Genomic DNA, 18,496 nt, shown 5'->3' on the forward strand with positions numbered 1-18,496 from the left:
GAGGGGTTGCCGGATGAACTCTGCGACCGGGTGACCGGCAGACGCTCAGGTCAGGGGCTCGAAGCCGGTGCCGTCCCCGACGCACCGGATGCCGCTCCCGACGCACCCGGTGCCGTCCCCGACGCACCCGTGACCGCACCCTCAGTAACCGCGTCCTCTCCCGCCGAGGCGGTCGGGGGCGCCGGATCCCCCGTGGAGGTCCGCGGATCGGCCGTCCGCGGATCGGAGGCCAGGAGGATGTTCACCCACCTCGCCTTCGGATCGACGTCGACGAGCAGGGCCTTGAGCAGCAGGGTCGCCGGAAGTGCGAGCAGCGCGCCGAGCCAGCCGAGGACCCACACCCAGAACAGCAGCGACAGGAACGACACGAGCGGGGTCACGCCCACCGACTCGCCCGTGAACTTCGGCTGGATGATCGCCTGGATGACGAAGTTGAGAACCGAGTACGCGATGACGACCCACAGGGCCGCCTGCCAGCCGCCGTCGACGAGCGCGAGCAGCGCGGGCGGGACCAGGCCGATGAAGAACCCGATGTTCGGGATGTAGTTGGTGAGGAACGCGAGCACGCCCCACACCCAGACGAGCGGCACCCCGATGATCGCCAGGGCGACGACGTCGAGAACGGCGACGATGAGGCCGAAGATCGTCGCGACCACCCAGTAGCGCCGGACTCCGCCGGCGAAGTCGAGCAGCGAGGTGGTCAGCTCCGGCTTGACGTCGAAGAGCATCCGGAACCGGCTGTCGACGCGCAGCGAGTCCATCGCGATGAAGAACACCGCCATCACCACCGTCGTCAGCACACCCGCGACGAGCGAGACGTTCGTCAGCACCGGGTAGGCCGCCTCGATGACGGACCTGACGTTGAACTGCCGGAACTGCTCCTCGAGCACCGAGGAGGTCAGACCGAGGTCGGACAGGAAGGCGAGGGTGCTCTGGTACATCGCATTGAGCTCGTCGCCGTAGTTCGGGATCGTGATGACGAGCTCGGTGATCGACCAGGCGGTGAGGCCGAAGAAGCCGAAGATCAGGCACAGGACGAGCAGCACGGACACGCACGCGCCGATCACCCGCGGCACCCGGAGCCTGACCAGGTGGCGTTGGAGCGGGTAGACGACGATGTAGAAGTTGAGCGCGAGGAACACCGGGGCGACGATGCCCTGGAGCCCCTGGAAGAACATCAGGGCGTAGGCCAGGCCCGCGACGGTGAGTGCGACGACCAGCGCTCGCGCCGGCAGAATCGGCCGACTCTCGGACCCGTCGCGGACCTGACCCGCATCGCTCATCTGGTGCGCTTCCTCTTCTCCCTGATGCGCATCGAGACCTCGATGGGTGTGCCCTGGAATCCGAAGGTCTCGCGCAATCGTCTGACGATGAAACGACGATACCCCGGTTCGAGGAATCCGGAGGTGAAGAGCACGAATTTCGGCGGCCGCGACTGCGCCTGCGTGCCGAAGAGGATCCGCGGCTGCTTGCCCCCGCGCACCGGGTGCGGGTTCGCGGCCACGAGCTCGCCGAGGAAGGCGTTGAGCCGACCCGTGGGAATCCGGGTGTCCCAGCCGGCGAGCGCGGTCTCCATCGCCGGCACCAGCTTCTCCGCATGCCGACCGGTCCTGGCCGAGATGTTCACCCGAGGGGCCCACGCCACGTGGGCGAGGTCCTTCTCGATCTCCCGCTCGAGGTAGTAGCGGCGTTCGTCGTCGAGCAGGTCCCACTTGTTGAACGCGAGCACGACCGCCCGTCCCGCCTCGACGGCGGTCGTGACGATGCGGACGTCCTGCTCGCTCAGCGGATCCTGGGCCTCGAACAGCACGAGGGCCACCTCGGCGCGCTCGAGGGCGGTCTGCGTCCGCAGCGCCGCGTAGAAGTCGGCGCCGGAGGCCTGGTGGGCACGGCGGCGGATGCCTGCGGTGTCGACGAACCGCCACTGCTTGCCGCCGAGCTCGATGAGCTCGTCGACGGGGTCGCGGGTCGTGCCGGCGACGTTGTCGACGAGCACGCGCTCCGAGCCGATGAGCTGATTGAGCAGCGAGGACTTGCCGACGTTGGGTCGACCGACGAGGGCCACCCGGCGCGGTCCGCCCTCCTCGATCCGGGATTCGACCGCGGAGACCTCGGGCAGGACGGTGAGCACCTCGTCGAGGAGGTCGGCGACTCCGCGTCCGTGCAGGGCGGACACCGTCCACGGCTGGCCCATGCCCAGTCCCCACAGCTCGGCGGCCATGAGCTCCCCACGCTCGTCGTCGACCTTGTTCGCGGCGAGGATGACGGGCTTCTTCTTGCGCCGGAGCATCCGCACGATCATCTCGTCGGTGGCCGTCGGCCCGGTAGTGGCGTCGACGACGAGCACGACGGCGTCGGCCATGTCGACGGCGACCTCGGACTGGATCGCGATCCGTGAGGCCATGCCCTTCGAATCGGAGTCCCAGCCGCCGGTGTCGACGAGGGTGAACGTCTTCGTGTTCCATTCCGCCCGGTAGCTGACCCGGTCGCGGGTGACGCCGGGGACGTCCTCGACGACCGCTTCACGGCGACCGAGGATGCGGTTGACCAGTGTCGACTTGCCGACGTTGGGACGGCCGACGACGGCGAGCACGGGGTCCGCCCCGCGGATCTCCGACTCCTCGTCCTCGAAGCCGAGGCCGGTGAGCAGCGCCCGGTCCTCCTCCTCGAGGTCATAGCTCTCGAGGCCGGCCTCGAGCGCGGCGGCTCTCTGCTCCGCCTCCTCCTCGCTGATGCCCTGGAGGCGCTCGACGAGGGTCTCGTCCGGGGTCTCGCTGAACTCGCTGTTCTCGGATTCCGTCATCGTGCGTCCTTCACCAGGCTCAGCACCGTCTCGACCACCTGGTCGAAGTCGATGTCGCTGGTATCGAGGGTGTGGACGCCGTCGGAGGCTTCGAGGAAGCTCGTCGTCACCGCGTCCTTGGCGTCGCGCCCGGTCACATGCTCCGCGGTGGCGGCGAGCGCCTCGGCGTCGTCAGTGCCGTGGAGCTCCTTGGCCCGGCGGGCCACGCGGACCTCGTCGCGGGCGGTCATGAGGATCCGCACGGGGGCGTCGGGGGCGACGACGGTGGTGATGTCGCGGCCCTCGACGACGATGCCCTCGGGGGCTCCCGTGATGATGTCGCGCTGCATGTCGATGAGCTCGGCACGGGCGTCGACGACGGCGGAGACGGTCTGGACGTTCGCCGAGACCTCCGACTCGCGGATCTCCTCGGTGACGTCGATGCCGTCGACGGAGACGAAGAAGTCGTCCGGGTCCGTGGAGATCTCCAGGTCGACCCCGCGCACCTGCTCGAGGACGTCGACGGGATCGGTGACCCCGCGGTTGAGGCACAGCCAGGCCATCGCCCGGTACATGGCGCCGGTGTCGAGGTAGCGGTAGCCCAGCCGGCGGGCGACCTCCTTGGCCGTGCTCGACTTCCCGACTCCGCTGGGTCCGTCAATTGCTACGACGCTCATGCATGTCCTTCTTTCTCGATGACGGATTCCGGGATCTGCCATCCCTTCGACGACAGTCCGATTTCAAGTTCCTGCTGGGTGGCCGGCACGACGGAGACGTCGACGATGCCGAGCCTGCGCCCGGGGGCGTGGTCCATCCGGAAGTCCTCGACGTTGATGCCGAGATCCCCGATGTCCTTGAACAGCCGGGCGAGCGTGCCGGGGGTGTCGGGCACGAGCACGGTGACGACCGCGTACTTCGTCGGCGCCTGTCCGTGCTTGCCCGGGATCCGGTCGTAGCCCTCGTTGCCCCACGCGATCGTGCGCGCGAGCACTCCCGTCGAGCCGGGCCCGAGGTCGAGCGCGGAGATGACCGCGTCGAGTTCGGTGCGCAGGTCCCTGAGGACCGCGCGCACCTCCTCGGCGTTGCCGGTGAGGATCTGCGTCCACAGCCCGGGGTCGGAGGCCGCGATGCGGGTGACGTCACGCAGCCCCTGCCCGGCCAGGGCCACCTCCTCGAGCGGCGCGTGCCGCAGCTGGGAGGCGACGAGGGAGGCAACGACCTGGGGAACGTGGGAGACCCGCGCGACCGCGGCGTCGTGGATGCCGGGGTCGAGGTGGATCACCGAGGCGCCGGTGGCCTCGGCCATCGCGACGACCGCGCCGAGGCGGTCCGCGGGTGTGTCCTCGTCCGAGCACACGACCCAGGGCCGGGCGGTGAAGAGGTCCGGTCGGGCGGCGATCGCCCCCGACCGCTCGCGGCCGGCCATCGGATGGCAGCCGATGTAGCGATCGAGCTCGCTCGCGCCGACCATGCCGCGCACCGCCTCGAGCAGGCGGGTCTTGATGCTCGCGACATCGGTGACCGTGGCCCTCGGATACGCCCGCAGCGCCTCGGCGATGACTCCGGCGGCGACGTCCGGCGGGGTCGCGACGACGACGATGTCCGGCTCGTCGACGTCCGCGCCCTGGCCGCCGGCCGGCTCACCGGCGCCGAGGTCGGCGGCGAGCTGCTCGGCGGTCGGCGATGTGTCCTCGAGGCTGACGCGATAGTTCTGCTGGCTCAGCGCCAGCCCCAGGCTCGCGCCGAGGAGGCCGGTGCCGATGATGTGGACTCTCACAAGCCGACGGCCTCGAACAGTGCTCCGACCTCGTCGGTGCGCAGGGGACGCATCTTCCCCTGCCGCTGCTCGGCGAGCGCGATGGGCCCGAACTGGATCCGCACGAGGCGCTCGACCGGGTTGCCGATCTCCTTGAGCATGCGGCGCACGACGCGGTTGCGGCCCGAATGCAGGGTGAGCTCGACGACCGACTTGCCGGGAGTCGAGTCGATGAGCTTGAAGTCGTCGACCTTGACGAGGCCGTCGTCGAGCTCGATGCCGGCCTTGAGGCGGGCGCTCGCATCCTTGGCCAGCTGGCCCTTGACCTGCGCGAGGTAGGTCTTGGGGATCTCGTAGCGCGGGTGCGCCAGGCGGTTGCTCAGCTCTCCGTCGTTGGTCAGGAGGATGAGGCCCTCGGTCTCGGTGTCGAGGCGGCCGACGTGGAAGAGGCGCTCGGTGCGGTCGCCCACGTAGTCGGCGAGGCACTTGCGGCCGTCGGGGTCCTTCATCGTCGACACGACGCCGGCCGGCTTGTTGAACGCGAGGTACACTTTCGATTTCTGTGTCGAAATTCTCAGTGTGTCGACGTAGACGGACTGGGTTTCGGGGTCGATCCTCGTCCCCAGTTCGGTGACGAGGGCACCGTCGACCTCCACCCGGCCGTCGAGGATGAGCTGCTCGCACGCCCGGCGCGAGCCCAGACCCGCCTCGGCGAGGACCTTCTGCAGCCGCACTCCCCCGCTGACATGGGCGTCCGAGGCCTCTGTCGGGCCGGAAGCACGCCGCTGCGCGGCATGGGACCCGCGCTGTTTTCGGTTCGGACGGTTCTGGCGCCCACCAGGGGCACGGGGATCACGGTATGGACTCATGGGTCCATTCTCTCAAATCAATCGTCGTCTCGTGACATCCCGGCGTCGTCGGGCTCGAGAACCTCGACCGTCTCCGCCCCGAACTCGTCGAGCTCGGCGTCCTCGGGCAGGTACGGGGCGATCTCCGGGAGGTCGTCGAGGCTCTCGAGGCCGAGGATGTCGAGGAACTGGTGCGTGGTCGCGTAGAGCAGCGCCGAGGTGGTCGCCTCCTTCCCGGCCTCGACGATGAGTCCGCGCAGCAGGAGGGTGCGGATGACCCCGTCGACGCTGACTCCGCGGATCGCCGCGATGCGGGGGCGGGAGATCGGCTGCCGGTAGGCGATGACCGCGAGCGTCTCGAGCGCGGCCTGGGACAGCTTCGCGCTCTGCCCGGCGGTGATGAAGTCGGTGACGATGTCGTGGTAGTCCCCGCGGGAGAAGATGCGGAAGCCACCGGCGACCTTCCGGATCTCGAATCCGCGCTGCCGGCGGTTCTCGTCGCCGTCGTAGTCGGCCTTGAGCTCGGCGATCGCCTCGAGGACGGTGTCCTCGTCGAGGCCGAGCGCCGAGGCGAGGTCGGCCGCGGAGACGGCGGCGTCGCTGACCATGAGCACCGCCTCGATCCCGGCGAGGATCTCGTCGTCGATCATCGTGATCCCTCCTCGGCGTCCCGGTGCTCGTCGCCGGAGTGTCCGTCGGCGCCCGCGTGTCCGTCGGTCTGACCCGTGGCCTCGATCTCCTCCTCGGCGCTCCACGCGCCTTCGGTGCGCAGGTCGACGCCGTCCTCGGAGTTCTCGGTGCGGGAGATGACGAGCCGGCCCAGCGGCTCGTCCTGGGTGAAGTCGCAGAGCCCGACCTTGAACAGCTCGAGGAGGGTGAGGAACCGGGCGACGACGACGAGCGGGTTGTCCGCGGTCTCGACGAGGTCGGCGAAGTCGACGTCGCCGGAGCGCAGGAGTCCGAGGATGTGGCCGCGCTGCTCGGACACGCTGACGAGCGGAAGGTGGATGTGGTCGACGGCGACGACCGGAGGGGTGTGGTCGCGCTGGAGCACGGTGGCGTAGAGGCCGGCGAGTTCCCCGGCGGTGATGCGGATGTCGAGCGGCGGGAGGACGTCGGCGAACTCCGGCTCGAGGCTCGCGCTGCGCGGCACCCGCACCTGGGAGGCGGTCATCGCCTCGGCGAAGTGCCTGCTCACGGACTTGTACGCCCGGTACTGGAGGAGCCGGGCGAAGAGCAGGTCGCGGGCTTCGAGAAGCTCGAGGTCGAGCTCCTCCTCCCCTTCCTCGTGCGGCAGGAGGCGGGAGGTCTTGAGGTCGAGCAGGGTCGCGGCGACGAGGAGGAACTGCGAGATCTCGGCGAGGTCGGCCTTGTCCTTGAGCGCAGTCGTGTACGCGATGAACTCGTCGGTCACCTCGGCGAGGGCGATCTCGGTGACGTCGAGGCGACGCTTCGAGATCAGCCCGAGCAGGAGGTCGAAGGGGCCCGAGAAGTTCTCGAGCTCGACCTGGAACCCGCTCGGGGCCTCGGCATCGGGGGCACCGATGGACGCGGGACCGTCGGGTGCCGCCTCGATCCCGGCCGCGTCGTTCCCCGCCACGTCGATCCCGGCCTCCTCGACCCCGGCTTCCTCCATCGGGGCCTCACTGCGCAGGGCAGCGGTCTCGCTCAGGGGGCGCCTCCGCGGGCGATGAGCTCCCGCGCGAGCCGCCGGTAGGCCTCGGAGCCGGCATGCTTCGGCGCGAAGCTCGTGATCGGCTCGGCGGCGACGGAGGCGTCGGGGAACTTCACGGTCCGGTTGATGACGGTGTCGAAGACCTTCTCGTCGAAGGCCTCGGTGACCCGGCTCATCACCTCTTTCGAGTGCAGGGTGCGCGAGTCGAACATCGTCGCGAGGATCCCGTCGATCTCGAGCGAGGGGTTGAGCCGGTCCTGGACCTTCTCGATCGTCTCGACGAGCAGAGCGACTCCGCGCAGGGCGAAGAACTCGGTCTCCAGGGGGATGATGACCCCGTGGGCGGCGGTGAGCGCGTTGACGGTGAGCAGGCCGAGCGAGGGCTGGCAGTCGATGAGGATGACGTCGTACTCGTCGGCGACCTTGGCCAGGGCCCGCGACAGCACCTGCTCGCGGGCGACCTCGCCCACAAGCTGGACCTCGGCGGCGGAGAGGTCGATGTTGGCGGGCAGGACGTCGATGTTCTCGAAGTCGGTCTCGACGATGACCTCGTGCGGGTCGAGCCGGGGGTTCATGAGCAGGTTGTAGACGCTGATCTCGAGGTCATAGGGGTTGACGCCGAGGCCCACCGACAGGGCTCCCTGCGGGTCGAAGTCGACGAGGAGCATCTTGCGGCCGTAGTCGGCCAGGGCCGCGCCGAGGTTGATCGACGAGGTCGTCTTGCCGACCCCGCCCTTCTGGTTGACCATCGCAATGATGCGGGCAGGACCGTGGGAGTCCAGAGCTTCTGGCTCCGGGAAGTCGAGCCGTTCGGGCTCGGTGGATGCTGGAAGATCGAACGCCTGTTGCATTTTGGTCACTCGGCCGGCCACCTTTCGTTTCTCGCTGCTCCAACACTACCGCGCTCGGGGGTGCGAGGTCGCGTACACCTCGCGCAGTGTCTCCTCCGAGACCTTCGTGTAGATCTGGGTCGTCGTCACCGAGGCGTGGCCGAGCAGCTCCTGGACGACGCGGATGTCCGCGCCGCCCTCGAGCAGGTGGGTGGCGAAGGAGTGCCGGAACGTGTGCGGGGAGACCTCGGCGTCGAGTCCGGCGCGGGCGCCGGCGTCCTTGACGATCTGCCAGGCGCTCTGCCGGGAGAGCCTCGTGCCCCGGACGTTGAGGAACAGCGCTCCCGCGTGCCCCCGGCCCGGGGTCCTCGCCTTCGCGGCGATGCTCGGCCGCACCTGCGTCACCCAGGCGGCCAGCGCATGCCGCGCGTGGGAGCCCAGCGGCACGAGCCGCTCCTTGCCGCCCTTGCCGTAGAGCCGGACGAGGCCGGCGTCGAGGTCGAGGTCGTCGAGGTCGACGCCCACGGCCTCCGAGATGCGCGCCCCCGTGGCGTAGAGGAGTTCGAGGAGGGCCGCGGCCCGGATCTGGGGCGGCTCCTGTCCCGCGGTCGTCGCGAGCATGGCCTCGATGTCGGCCAGGGCGAGCGCCTTGGGCAGCCGCAGCCCCTCCTGCGGGGGGCTGACCTCGGAGGCGGGGTCGACGTCCATGAGCCCGTCGGCGGCGGCGAAGGAGTGGAAGCGGCGGACAGCGACGAGTGCCCGCGCGCGGGTGCGGGCGGCGAGGTCCGCCTCGGCGAGGTCGAGGGCATAGGCCTCGATGTCGCCGCGGTCGATGTCGCCGAGGCTCGCGATCCCCCGGTCGGCCAGCCACGTCCCGTACCTGCCGAGGTCACGGGCGTAGGCGTCGATGGAGTTGAGCGAGAGCCCGCGTTCGAAGCGCAGGGAGGACAGGTACGTCTCGAAGCCGCGGGCGATGCCCTCGGGCAGCTGCGGGAGGAGTTCGACGCCGTGCCGGGCCATGGGGTCTCAGTCGATCAGCAGCCGGGGCGCGTCGGCCGGGCGGGTGGGGGCGGTCCTGCCCTCGGCCTCGCAGCGCAGCACGGTGGCGACCTGGAGGATGGCCAGCTGGGCCGCCGCGTTCGTCAGCGCGCCCGCGGCGATCGCGGCCAGCGCCTCGTCGATGCTCACCCACCGGAATTCGAGACCGGCCTCCTCGTCGCTGCGGACGTGGAGATCCTCCTCGGCGACGGGTTCGAGGTCCCGGGCCAGGTAGAGCCGGATGGATTCGCTGCTGCCCCCGGGGCTCAGGCACGAGTCGCTCAGGACCTCCCAGCGAGCCGCCCGCAGGTCCGCCTCCTCGGCGAGCTCCCGCTGGGCGGCCGCGAGCGGGTCCTCGCCGGCGACGTCGAGGAGGCCCGCGGGGACCTCCCAGAGCCGGGCACGGACGGGATGCCGGTACTGCTTGATGAGCAGGATCCGCTCCTGCTCATCGACGCAGGCCACGCCCACGGCTCCGGTGTGGTCCATCATGTCGCGGACGAGACCGTGCGCCTCGGGAAGGTCGAAGGTCTCGCGCCGGATGTCCCACACGGCGCCGTGGAAGACGACCTCGGAGGCCGTGACCTCCGGGTGGTGAACCTCGTCGCGGAGCAGGTCGCCGTGTGCCGGGGCTTCCGGGGAGGGCTCGCCCGCCGGGGTCCGCTCGCTCGCCTCGCCGCTCATGCGCTCGGGCTCACTTGAGCTTGAGTGCGGCCGCGACCAGGCCCGCGAACAGCGGGTGCGGGCGGGTCGGACGCGACTTCAGCTCGGGGTGGGCCTGGGTCGAGACGTAGTAGGGGTGGACCGACTCGGGCAGCTCGACGAACTCGACGAGCTCACCGTTGGGCGAGGTCCCGGAGAACACGAGGCCGGCCGCGTCGAGCTTGTCGCGGTACGTGTTGTTGACCTCGTAGCGGTGGCGGTGCCGTTCGCTGATCACGGTCGAGCCGTAGGCCTGCGCCGCGACGCTGCCCTCGAGCAGGTGCGCCTCGTAGGTGCCCAGGCGCATGGTCCCGCCGAGGTCGCCCTCTCCCTCGACGATCGACAGCTGCTCGGCCATGGTCGCGATGACGGCGACCTTCGTGTCCGGGTCGAACTCGGACGACGAGGCCTCGTCGATGCCGGCGACGTTCCGGGCGTACTCGATGACCATGCACTGCAGGCCCAGGCACAGGCCCAGGGTCGGGATGCCGTGGGTGCGGGTGTACTCGAGGGCGCCGAGCTTGCCCTCGATGCCGCGGATGCCGAACCCGCCGGGGATGCAGATCGCGTCGAGGCCGGTCAGCTGCTCGGCCGCGCCCTCTGCGGTCTCGCACGTGTCGGACTGGATCCAGCGCACCTTGACCCGGGCGTCGTTGGCGAACCCGCCGTGGCGCAGCGCCTCGGTGACCGACAGATAGGCGTCGGGGAGGTCGATGTACTTGCCGACGATGCCGATGGTGACCTCGTGGGCGGGGTTGTGGACGCGTTCGAGCACCCAGTCCCACTTCGCCCAGTCGACGTCGCGGAAGGGCAGGTTGAGTCGGCGGATGACGTAGACGTCGAGGCCGCCGTCGTGGAGGACCTTGGGGATGTCGTAGATGCTGCGGGCGTCGACGCAGGACACGACCGCGTCGGAGTCGACGTCGCACGCCGAGGCGATCTTCGACCGGATCGAGTCCGGCAGCTCGCGGTCCGAGCGCAGGACGATGGCGTCGGGCTGGATGCCGATGGAGCGCAGCGCGGCGACCGAGTGCTGGGTCGGCTTCGTCTTCAGCTCGCCGGAGGGGCCGAGGTAGGGCACGAGGGAGACGTGGATGAAGAACACGTTCTCGCGGCCGATGTCGTGGCGGACCTGGCGGGCGGCCTCGAGGAACGGCTGGGACTCGATGTCGCCGACGGTGCCGCCGATCTCGGTGATGATGACGTCGGGCCGGTCCGCCGCGGGGCGTTCGGCCTGGGCGCGCATCCTCGACTTGATCTCGTCGGTGATGTGCGGGATGACCTGGACGGTGTCGCCGAGGTAGGCGCCGCGGCGCTCCTTGGCGATGACCGAGGAGTAGACCTGGCCGGTGGTCACGTTGGCCGCGCCGTCGAGGTCGGTGTCGAGGAAGCGCTCGTAGTGGCCGATGTCGAGGTCGGTCTCCGCCCCGTCCTCGGTGACGAAGACCTCACCGTGCTGGAAGGGGTTCATCGTCCCCGGATCCACGTTGAGGTAGGGGTCGAGCTTCTGCATGGCCACTTTGAGGCCGCGTTCGGTGAGCAGGTGGCCGAGGCTCGAGGCCGTCAGTCCCTTGCCCAATGAGGAGGCGACGCCTCCCGTGACGAAGATGTGCTTTGCCGTGTTTGTGCCGCCTGGGCCGGTTCGATTCACCACGGGGTTTGATTCTATCAAAGTCCGCTCCCGGCTCTCTCGGTCGCGGCGACCTCGGCGTAGAGATCGAGCAGCGTCGAGGAGATCGCGGCGCCGTTGCTCACGTCGATGACCCGCTTCTTCGCGGCGACGGCGCGGGATCCGCGTCCGGCGGGGTTGTCGAGAAGATGATTGATCTCACTGAGCAGCCCGTCGGTGTCGTCGGGTTCGACGGCGTTGGCCGCGTCCCCCCAGATGCCGGCCCGGCGGGAGCTGCCGATGAACACGGCCGGGCGGGAGAGCTGCATGAGCTCCTCGTGGCCGAGGCCGGTCATCTGCTCCGAGGCGATGACGACGTCGGCGGCGGCGGTGACGTCGACGAGGTCGTCGGCGGGGGCGACGATGACGTCGCGATCGGCGAAGGCCCGCTGGATCGTCCGGCGGTCCCGCCCGGTCCCGGTGAGCACGGTGACGACCCTGCGGTCGGGACGGCGGGTGTTGATCTGGGATGCCGCGTCGAGGACGGTGGCGAGCGCGGTGTGGTCGCGCAGGGCGATGGGGCTCGCGACCATCCAGGTGCCGTCGGCGATGCGCAGCTGCCGGCGCACCTCGGCGCGCGGGGTCCGCACGGTGAGGTCGACGTCGATGTCGGGGTGGACGAGCTCGGCGCGTTCGACGACGGGCACCCTCTCCCCGAAGTAGTCGACGACGGGTTCGGTCGTGCCGAGGACGGCGGTGGCGGTGCGGCTGACGATCTCCGCCCCGGTGCGTTCGATGACGTTGTCGGCGTCGAAGGACTCGATCGTCGCGATGAGCTTCGGCTGCCGGGAGGAGGGCAGTCCGGTGAACGCGAGTCCCGCCAGGGTCGCGGCGTGGAGGCCGTGGGCGTGGACGAGGTCGACGTGCTCGTAGAGCTTGTGGAGGGTGAACGCGGATCCGGGATCGGCAGGGGTGAGCCGGCGGCGAGCGGTCAGGCTGATCTCGCGGAAGTCCTCCGCGAGCTCCGCGGGCACCCCGAAGGTGCCCAGCAGCGACCGGTGGGCCGCGACGGCGACCTTGTGACCGGCGCGGAGGTGACCGAGGACGGCCAGCTTCGCCACCTCGACGACAGGACCCGTGGTCTCGGCGAGCACGTGCAGAATGCGCGTGTCTGCAGTCAGTGGCTGGGTCTCGCCGGCTTCGCTCATTTCGTCATCCTTTTCATTCGATCAACGCTCCGACCAGCCTACCTGGGCGGCACCGAGTTCGGAGTACAGGGCCAGGAGAACTTCGGCCACGTCCCCCTCATCGGGAAGACGGGCTCCCGCCGCGGCGGCGCGGGCGCCGAGCTCGGCCCGGGCGGCGGGGTCGGAGGCGAGTTCGGAGACGACGGCGGCCAGCGCCCGGTCGTCGTCGGAGTCGATGAGGACGCCGGCGGAGCCGATGAGCTCCTCGGTGCCGCCGCCGCGGGTCGCGACGATCGCCTTGCCCGCGATGAGCGCCTCCTGGAGGACGAGGGCGCGGGCCTCCCAGATGCTCGTGAGCACGAAGATGTCGGCGGCGGCGCCGAGTTCGGCGACGTCGTCGCGGGGGCCGAGGAAGTGCAGCGGCGGCGGCGTCGCGGCGGGCAGGTGTCGGTACTGGGTGCGGACCTCGTCGAGCACGGCCTCGTCGGCGGCGCCGGCGACGAGGAACACGAGGTCGGGACAGGGCCCCGCCTCCGCGGTGCTGCCGGGATGGGGCCCGCCGGGATCTCGGGGCGCGCATTCGCGCTGGGCGCCGAGGCGGCCGAGGGCGCGCACGAGCATCGGGTAGTTCTTCTGCGGGGCGACGCGGCCGACGGACAGGACGATGACCGCGTCCGGGTCGAAGCCGTACTCGGCGGCCAGTGCCTCGCGGGTCCGGCGGGCAGTGTCCGCGTCGACGACCCTGACCTCGGGGGCGGCGGCGGGGACGAAGCGGGCGTCTGCCGCGCCCAGGGACCGGGCGCGTTCGACGAGGTCGGCGCTGGCGCCGAGGGTGACGTCGGCGCCCTTGGCGAGCAGGGCCTCGATCCCGGACTCGACCCGTCCGCGCAGTCCCTGTCCCCCGGCCTGGTTGTGGAGGCTGAGGACGAAGCGGGGACGGGCGGGCAGCGAGCGCACCGCCGCCAGCGCGACGAGGCCCGCGCGGAAGCCGTGCGCGTGGACGATGTCGGCGGCGAAGGTGCGCAGCAGGGTGCGCAGACGGAGGACGAGGCGGCCGTCCCGCGGGCCGATCCCGGTGCCGAGCTCGAGGGCGGCGAAGCGGACCCCCGGCAGGGCGGAGAACCCGAAGTGGGCGTCGGTGGCGCCGGGGCCGATGACCCCGACCTCGTGCCCGGCGGCCGCGACGTCCCGGGCCAGGGCGCGCACGTGCGTGCCGACTCCCCCGGTCGATGTGCCGATGACAAAGACGATCCTCATGCCTCGTCCTCATTCTGTCGGGGCTGCTTGTGCTTCGCACTCGGGTTCTCGAACGTCGAGGGGTTGGACGCCTCTGCCGGATGTGCCTCGGTAGGGTTCGACGTCCCGGGCGGACCGTTCTGTGCACCGTCGCCGCGGCGACCGGCGAGCAGACCGCGCACCTCGGTGATGTATCGGCGGTCGAGCAAGTTGATGAAGGCGAAGACGGCACAGCCGATCAGTGCGGACACGACTCCGTTGATCACCGAGGCGGCAGCGGTGGTCCCCGTTTCGCCGACCATCCAGCGCGAGATGAGAACACCGGCGACTCCGGCGACGACGGCAGCGAACAGCGAGATCAGGCCGCGGCGACCGACTCGGGCCAGACCCGTCGGGCCGAGGATTCGGCGAAGGGAGAACACGAGCAGTCCTCCGGCCACGCTCATGCCGAGCGCATAGCCGATGCAAATCGCCACCAGTGTCAGGCCCGATTCTCCGTTCGCATCCGTCAGCAGGATCGCGAGCACCATGCCGACGATGACGAGGATCCACCCGGTCGTCGTCGCCACGGCCGAATGGCGGGAGCGCTCCATCGCGTAGAACACGCGAGTTCCCCAGGCGACGAGGGACCAGCCGGGAACGGCGAGTGCCATGACCATGATCGCCTGGCTCATCGACCCGAAGGGCGCATTCCCGTGTGCGCCGGCGGCATCGATGGCGGTGAAGAACCATTGCAGCGGCAGAGCCGCGCTGAAGAGGATGACTGCGCCCAGAGCGCCGATGCTGATGATGATCGCGGTTGTCGTCGAGGTCAATTGGCGAAGTCGGACTTCTGCGGCCGCACGATCGGCGGGAGTCGATTCGACATCCCTCGTCCGTCCCACCCACGACGACAGGGAGGGGAACATCACTGTCGCCACGGGCACCGCCAGCACGGCATAGGGCAGAAGATAGACGGCGTTGATGTAGCTGAAGAGGACGAAGGTGCCCGTGCCCCCAGAGGCGTTCGAGAGTTTCAACGTCGTCAGAACGGCGGCCTGCTGGGCGAACAGCGCAGCCATACCCGCCCCGGCCAGGCGCAGAGCTCGGTGGGCGACACCCGGAGGGAACGACCAGGTAGGTCTGATCCGCAGACCTGTCGAGCGCATCGGCAGAGCAAGGGGCAGCGCGAGGGCGGCGACGCCGATCGTCGTTCCCCAGCCCAACCAACCGATGTGCGTTCGCCAGGTGTCATCCGAACCGCCGACCACAGCATAGGCGATGTAGCAGCCAATGACGACGAGGCTCGAGAGCAATGGCGCGAAAGCTGGCCAGAGGAACTTCCGGTGCGCCTGCAGGACCCCGGTGAGTACTGCGCCGATCCCGTAGAGGACAAGCTGAGGGGAGAACATCAGCAGGAAGATCGCCGTCTGCTCGAGACCCGGGTCACCGGCTCCGAGCAGAGTCCCGGCGATCGGACGGGCGAAGACGGCGAGGACGACGCTGAGAGGAAGGGTGACGGAGATCGCCCAGGTCAGCAAGGCTGAGGCGATCCGCGAGGCGGTCTCGGTGTCCGCGCGGGACAGCGGAATGGCGAGCAGGGGGACCACCGCCCCGGCAAGCGCACCGCCGGCGACGACTTCGAAGAGGATGTTGGGAACCTGATTCGCCGTCTGATAGGCGTTTCCGACCGTTGTCGCGCCCACGGTGGGTGAGAAGACGAGCCACCGGAGGAACCCGACGAGCCGGGTGAGGAGGGTGATGAGCGAGACGAGCAGCGCCGCGGAGGCGAAGACCCGAACCAGTCTGCTCACACGTGTTCACGCCCGAATGCGTCGAGCTCGCGCAGTCCGGGTGTGGCCTCGATGACGCTCGTGAAGGACACCTTCTCGCTGAGCAGGGTGAGGGCGACGAGGACGGCGAGGATGGCGGCGCGGTGGCGGGGGCCGCTGCCGGCGGCGAGCATCGTGCCGAGTGCCGCGCCGAGCGCGTTGGCGCCCGTGTCACCGAGCATCGTCTCCCCCGCGAGGTCCTCGGTCCACGCTCCGGCCGAGGAGCCGGCGATGCCCGCCGCGGGCACCCAGCTGGTGCCGTGATCGTGCTCCATGAGCGCGAGGGTGAGGAAGCCGGCCTTGAGGGCGCGGCCCGGGCGCAGGTCGAGGAGGTTGAAGAGGTTCGCGGTCCCGGCGATGACTCCCCCGGCGACGACGGTGTCGACGGCGGCGGTGAGCGCGGGGAAGCGGGCGTCGCGGGGGTCCTGACCGGAGCCGAGGATCGCCGCGGCCGCGACCGAGGCGACGGGGATGCCGATGACCTTGAGCGCTCCCGTCGTGATCTCCCCCCGGGCCAGGGCGCCGAGGTGACCGCGCAGTCCCTTCGAGCTGCCGGACTCGAGGAAGTCGTCGACTCCCCCGAGGCCGCCGGCCACGGCGGTGGCGAGCAGGGTCGCCCCGCGCTGCCGGGGGTCCTCGATGAGGACGCTGCCGGCGAGCAGTCCGGCGGCGAGCGCCGGTCCTTCGACGAGGGAGACCTCCCGGCCGGAGTGGTTGGTCCTCAGCACCTTCTCCTGGCGGCGCAGGCGCGAGGACATCACGGCCCTGGTCGCCGCATAGGACGCGAGTCCGGCGACTCCTGCGCTGACGAGCGATCGGATCATCTCATTCCTTCCCTGGCAGGATCTCTTCGGCGTCGGAGGCGAAGCCGTAGTGGCCGTGGGTGCCGCTGTTGCCGGCGGCCAGCGCGCGGACGGCGATGATCGGTCCGGCGCCGAGGGCGAGCCCGTCGACGGTGGTGGCCCGGGAGCGTTCGGTGCGCAGGACGGAGACGAGCCCGTTGGCCGCGGATCCGGCGTCGCCGGCGACGACGACGGACTTCGACTCCGCGGTCAGTGCGTTGACGAAGTCGGTGATGACGGTGCGCTTGGGTTCGCCCTCGCTGGCCGCGGCGGTCGGTTCGTCCTGCTCGGCGAGCTGGGAGTTCTCGTTGTCGACGACGAGGAACAGCTCGGTCGTCGCGTGGTCGGAGTCGGTGCGCAGCCGTCCGGCGTCGACGAACGCGTCGAAGAGGGCTCCGGCCTGCTTGGCGGCGTCGTCGCGCTCCTGTCCCTCGGGCAGGGTCGTGGCCTTGCCGGTCAGGGCGATGACGAGGGCGGTGCGGATCGCGGTGGCGTCGTCCTCGGGCAGTGACGGCACCAGGGTGCGCAGGGTCTTGAGGAACTCGGCGGAGTCCTCCAGGGTCAGCGTGTTGTCGACGAAGGAGACGTCGACGGAGACCTGTCCGCCGGACTCGGTGATGCGATCGACCACCGCCTCGACCTGCTGCGGGTCGGCCTGCGGTCCGGCGACAACGCTGATCGTCGTGTCGTCGAGGATCCCTCCGGTGAGCTCGGGGGCCGCGGCGGTGATGAACTCGTTCTGCTTCTCGATGTTGCCGGCCGCCGCGTCGAGCTGGGTGCGCAGATCGTCGCGATCGGTGCGCAGGGCGTCGACCTGGCTCTGCAGGGACGCCCCGATCGGCTCCTTGAGCGGTCCGGCGCCGAGGACGATTCCCACCGCCAGCGCCAGGAACACCGAGACGAGGGAGACGAGGTGGTAGCGGAAGTCAATCACTGATCAATCCTTGGCTTGCGGCTGCTGATTCTGAGCTGATGGCGGGGTCGGCGCCGAAGAGCGAGCCGATCCACCCGAACACCCCGTCGAGCTGGGCGCCGATGAGGCCGAGGAACGTCTGCCCGGCCGCGGTCGCGAACAGCGCGACGCCGAGGGCGACGAGGCCGGCGAGGATGAGCACGGACAGCTGGAGGCTGGAGATCCGCTGCCGGTAGAGCAGGGAGACGCCCTTGGCGTCGATGAGCTTCGAGCCGACGCGCAGCCGGGTGAGGAAGGTCGACGCCATTCCCTTCCGGCCCTTGTCGAGGAACTCGATGAGCGTGTCGTGGGTGCCGACGGCGACGATGAGGCTGGCCCCCTTGTCGTTGGCGAGCAGCATCGCGATGTCCTCGCTCGTGCCCGAGGCGGGGAACGCCACGCAGTCGACGCCGAGGGAGTGGACGCGTTCGGTGCCCGGGGCGTGGCCGTCGCGGTAGGCGTGGACGACGATCTCAGCCCCCGAGGTCAGCGCCGAGTCGGAGACCGAGTCCATGTCGCCGACGATCATGTCCGGTCGGTGCCCGGCCTCGAGGATCGCATCTGCACCGCCGTCGACGCCGATGAGGATCGGCCGGTACTCGCGGATGTAGGAGGCCAGCATCGCCAGGTCCTCCTTGTAGTGGTAGCCGCGGACGACGATGAGGGCGTGGCGGTCCTTGAAGTTCGTCCTCACCTCGGGCACGACGAGTTCGGCCGAGAGCAGGTCGGAGTCCTTGCGGATGTACTCGATCGTGTTGTCGACGAAGTCGACGAGCACGGAGTTCATCCCGGCCTCGGCCTCGTGCATGTCCCGGGCGATCGATTCGGCGGTCTGGAGGAGCCCGGTCGCGACCTCGGCGTCGTCCTTGAGGACGGTATCGCCCTCGACGACGATCTCGTCCTCTTCGCTCAGCGTCTCGAAGATCTCCGCGCCGACGTCGTCGATGAGCGGGATGCCGGCGTCGACGATGATCCCGGGGCCGAGGTTGGGGTAGCGGCCGGAGATCGACTTGTCCGCGTTGACGACGGCGGCGGGCCGGCAGGCCACGAGCGCCTCGGCGGAGACCCGGTCGATGTCGGCGTGCTTGATGACGGCGATGTCCCCGGCGCCCAGCCGTTTCGTCAGGTCCTTCGTCCGCCGATCGAGCCGGACGGGGGCCGGTCCGACCCGCGGCACGACCGTGGGTGTCTCCCGAGTTCTACGCGATTTCATGGTGCGGCCATTCTC

Annotated in this window: 17 protein-coding genes; all 17 read right to left on the minus strand. The window is 70.0% G+C overall.

The window, feature by feature from the left end; genetic code table 11:
* Positions 1 to 50: 50 nt before the first annotated feature.
* Genes DFO65_RS16350 through steA form a run of 17 tightly spaced genes read right to left on the minus strand, consistent with a single transcriptional unit; the run spans position 51 to position 18,481 of the window.
* Entirely contained in the window at positions 51 to 1,283 is a 1,233-nt protein-coding gene (locus tag DFO65_RS16350) for an AI-2E family transporter (RefSeq protein ID WP_113905518.1), read from the minus strand.
* Positions 1,280 to 2,803 (minus strand): ribosome biogenesis GTPase Der, encoded by a 1,524-nt coding sequence (der, locus tag DFO65_RS16355; protein ID WP_113905519.1) that lies wholly within the window; start codon positions 2,801 to 2,803, stop codon positions 1,280 to 1,282. The genes DFO65_RS16350 and der overlap by 4 nt, the downstream gene beginning before the upstream one ends.
* A complete protein-coding gene (gene cmk, locus DFO65_RS16360) occupies positions 2,800 to 3,459 on the minus strand; it encodes a (d)CMP kinase (RefSeq protein WP_113905520.1) in 660 nt (219 codons plus the stop codon). The genes der and cmk overlap by 4 nt, the downstream gene beginning before the upstream one ends.
* Entirely contained in the window at positions 3,456 to 4,559 is a 1,104-nt protein-coding gene (locus tag DFO65_RS16365) for a prephenate dehydrogenase (RefSeq protein ID WP_113905521.1), read from the minus strand. The genes cmk and DFO65_RS16365 overlap by 4 nt, the downstream gene beginning before the upstream one ends.
* The gene (locus DFO65_RS16370; protein WP_113905522.1) at positions 4,556 to 5,407 is read right to left on the minus strand and encodes a pseudouridine synthase; all 852 of its coding nucleotides are present in this window, start codon (positions 5,405 to 5,407) and stop codon (positions 4,556 to 4,558) included. The genes DFO65_RS16365 and DFO65_RS16370 overlap by 4 nt, the downstream gene beginning before the upstream one ends.
* Positions 5,408 to 5,424: 17 nt before the next feature.
* Positions 5,425 to 6,036, minus strand: a complete 612-nt coding sequence (gene scpB / locus DFO65_RS16375; RefSeq protein WP_113905523.1) for an SMC-Scp complex subunit ScpB — start codon at positions 6,034 to 6,036, stop codon at positions 5,425 to 5,427.
* Complete coding sequence (locus tag DFO65_RS16380; RefSeq protein ID WP_245940839.1) at positions 6,033 to 7,022, minus strand: segregation and condensation protein A; 990 nt, start codon at positions 7,020 to 7,022, stop codon at positions 6,033 to 6,035. The genes scpB and DFO65_RS16380 overlap by 4 nt, the downstream gene beginning before the upstream one ends.
* Positions 7,023 to 7,054: 32 nt before the next feature.
* Positions 7,055 to 7,912: a ParA family protein gene (locus tag DFO65_RS16385; RefSeq protein WP_113905524.1), complete on the minus strand. Its 858-nt coding sequence runs from the start codon at positions 7,910 to 7,912 to the stop codon at positions 7,055 to 7,057.
* 45 nt (positions 7,913 to 7,957) lie between these two features.
* The gene (gene xerD / locus DFO65_RS16390) at positions 7,958 to 8,911 is read right to left on the minus strand and encodes a site-specific tyrosine recombinase XerD (protein WP_113905525.1); all 954 of its coding nucleotides are present in this window, start codon (positions 8,909 to 8,911) and stop codon (positions 7,958 to 7,960) included.
* A gap of 6 nt (positions 8,912 to 8,917) precedes the next feature.
* Positions 8,918 to 9,613, minus strand: a complete 696-nt coding sequence (locus DFO65_RS16395) for an NUDIX domain-containing protein (RefSeq protein ID WP_113905526.1) — start codon at positions 9,611 to 9,613, stop codon at positions 8,918 to 8,920.
* A 10-nt stretch (positions 9,614 to 9,623) separates the two neighbouring features.
* Entirely contained in the window at positions 9,624 to 11,303 is a 1,680-nt protein-coding gene (gene pyrG / locus DFO65_RS16400; RefSeq protein WP_113905527.1) for a CTP synthase, read from the minus strand.
* Complete coding sequence (locus DFO65_RS16405; protein WP_113905528.1) at positions 11,300 to 12,448, minus strand: glycosyltransferase family protein; 1,149 nt, start codon at positions 12,446 to 12,448, stop codon at positions 11,300 to 11,302. Before DFO65_RS16405 ends, pyrG begins: the two co-directional genes overlap by 4 nt.
* 21 nt (positions 12,449 to 12,469) lie before the next feature.
* A complete protein-coding gene (locus DFO65_RS16410) occupies positions 12,470 to 13,684 on the minus strand; it encodes a glycosyltransferase family 4 protein (RefSeq protein ID WP_113905529.1) in 1,215 nt (404 codons plus the stop codon).
* The gene (gene murJ / locus DFO65_RS16415) at positions 13,681 to 15,456 is read right to left on the minus strand and encodes a murein biosynthesis integral membrane protein MurJ (protein WP_113905530.1); all 1,776 of its coding nucleotides are present in this window, start codon (positions 15,454 to 15,456) and stop codon (positions 13,681 to 13,683) included. Before murJ ends, DFO65_RS16410 begins: the two co-directional genes overlap by 4 nt.
* Positions 15,453 to 16,298: a hypothetical protein gene (locus DFO65_RS16420; protein WP_113905531.1), complete on the minus strand. Its 846-nt coding sequence runs from the start codon at positions 16,296 to 16,298 to the stop codon at positions 15,453 to 15,455. Before DFO65_RS16420 ends, murJ begins: the two co-directional genes overlap by 4 nt.
* A gap of 1 nt (position 16,299) precedes the next feature.
* Positions 16,300 to 17,250 (minus strand): copper transporter, encoded by a 951-nt coding sequence (locus DFO65_RS16425; RefSeq protein ID WP_113905532.1) that lies wholly within the window; start codon positions 17,248 to 17,250, stop codon positions 16,300 to 16,302.
* Positions 17,243 to 18,481: a putative cytokinetic ring protein SteA gene (steA, locus tag DFO65_RS16430; protein WP_113905533.1), complete on the minus strand. Its 1,239-nt coding sequence runs from the start codon at positions 18,479 to 18,481 to the stop codon at positions 17,243 to 17,245. Before steA ends, DFO65_RS16425 begins: the two co-directional genes overlap by 8 nt.
* Positions 18,482 to 18,496 lie beyond the last annotated feature (15 nt).

Origin of the sequence: Brevibacterium sanguinis (assembly GCF_003315415.1) — a bacterium.
GTDB lineage: Bacteria > Actinomycetota > Actinomycetes > Actinomycetales > Brevibacteriaceae > Brevibacterium > Brevibacterium celere_A.

Excerpts from the sequence above, each read along its gene's own strand:
- DFO65_RS16350 (WP_113905518.1), bottom strand. The coding sequence starts at position 1,283 with ATGAGCGATGCGGGTCAGGTCCGCGACGGGTCCGAGAGTCGGCCGATT.
- der (WP_113905519.1), bottom strand. The coding sequence starts at position 2,803 with ATGACGGAATCCGAGAACAGCGAGTTCAGCGAGACCCCGGACGAGACC.
- cmk (WP_113905520.1), bottom strand. The coding sequence starts at position 3,459 with ATGAGCGTCGTAGCAATTGACGGACCCAGCGGAGTCGGGAAGTCGAGC.
- DFO65_RS16370 (WP_113905522.1), bottom strand. The coding sequence starts at position 5,407 with ATGAGTCCATACCGTGATCCCCGTGCCCCTGGTGGGCGCCAGAACCGT.
- scpB (WP_113905523.1), bottom strand. The coding sequence starts at position 6,036 with ATGATCGACGACGAGATCCTCGCCGGGATCGAGGCGGTGCTCATGGTC.
- DFO65_RS16380 (WP_245940839.1), bottom strand. The coding sequence starts at position 7,022 with ATGGAGGAAGCCGGGGTCGAGGAGGCCGGGATCGACGTGGCGGGGAAC.
- DFO65_RS16385 (WP_113905524.1), bottom strand. The coding sequence starts at position 7,912 with ATGCAACAGGCGTTCGATCTTCCAGCATCCACCGAGCCCGAACGGCTC.
- xerD (WP_113905525.1), bottom strand. The coding sequence starts at position 8,911 with ATGGCCCGGCACGGCGTCGAACTCCTCCCGCAGCTGCCCGAGGGCATC.
- DFO65_RS16395 (WP_113905526.1), bottom strand. The coding sequence starts at position 9,613 with ATGAGCGGCGAGGCGAGCGAGCGGACCCCGGCGGGCGAGCCCTCCCCG.
- DFO65_RS16405 (WP_113905528.1), bottom strand. The coding sequence starts at position 12,448 with ATGAGCGAAGCCGGCGAGACCCAGCCACTGACTGCAGACACGCGCATT.
- DFO65_RS16410 (WP_113905529.1), bottom strand. The coding sequence starts at position 13,684 with ATGAGGATCGTCTTTGTCATCGGCACATCGACCGGGGGAGTCGGCACG.
- DFO65_RS16420 (WP_113905531.1), bottom strand. The coding sequence starts at position 16,298 with ATGATCCGATCGCTCGTCAGCGCAGGAGTCGCCGGACTCGCGTCCTAT.
- steA (WP_113905533.1), bottom strand. The coding sequence starts at position 18,481 with ATGAAATCGCGTAGAACTCGGGAGACACCCACGGTCGTGCCGCGGGTC.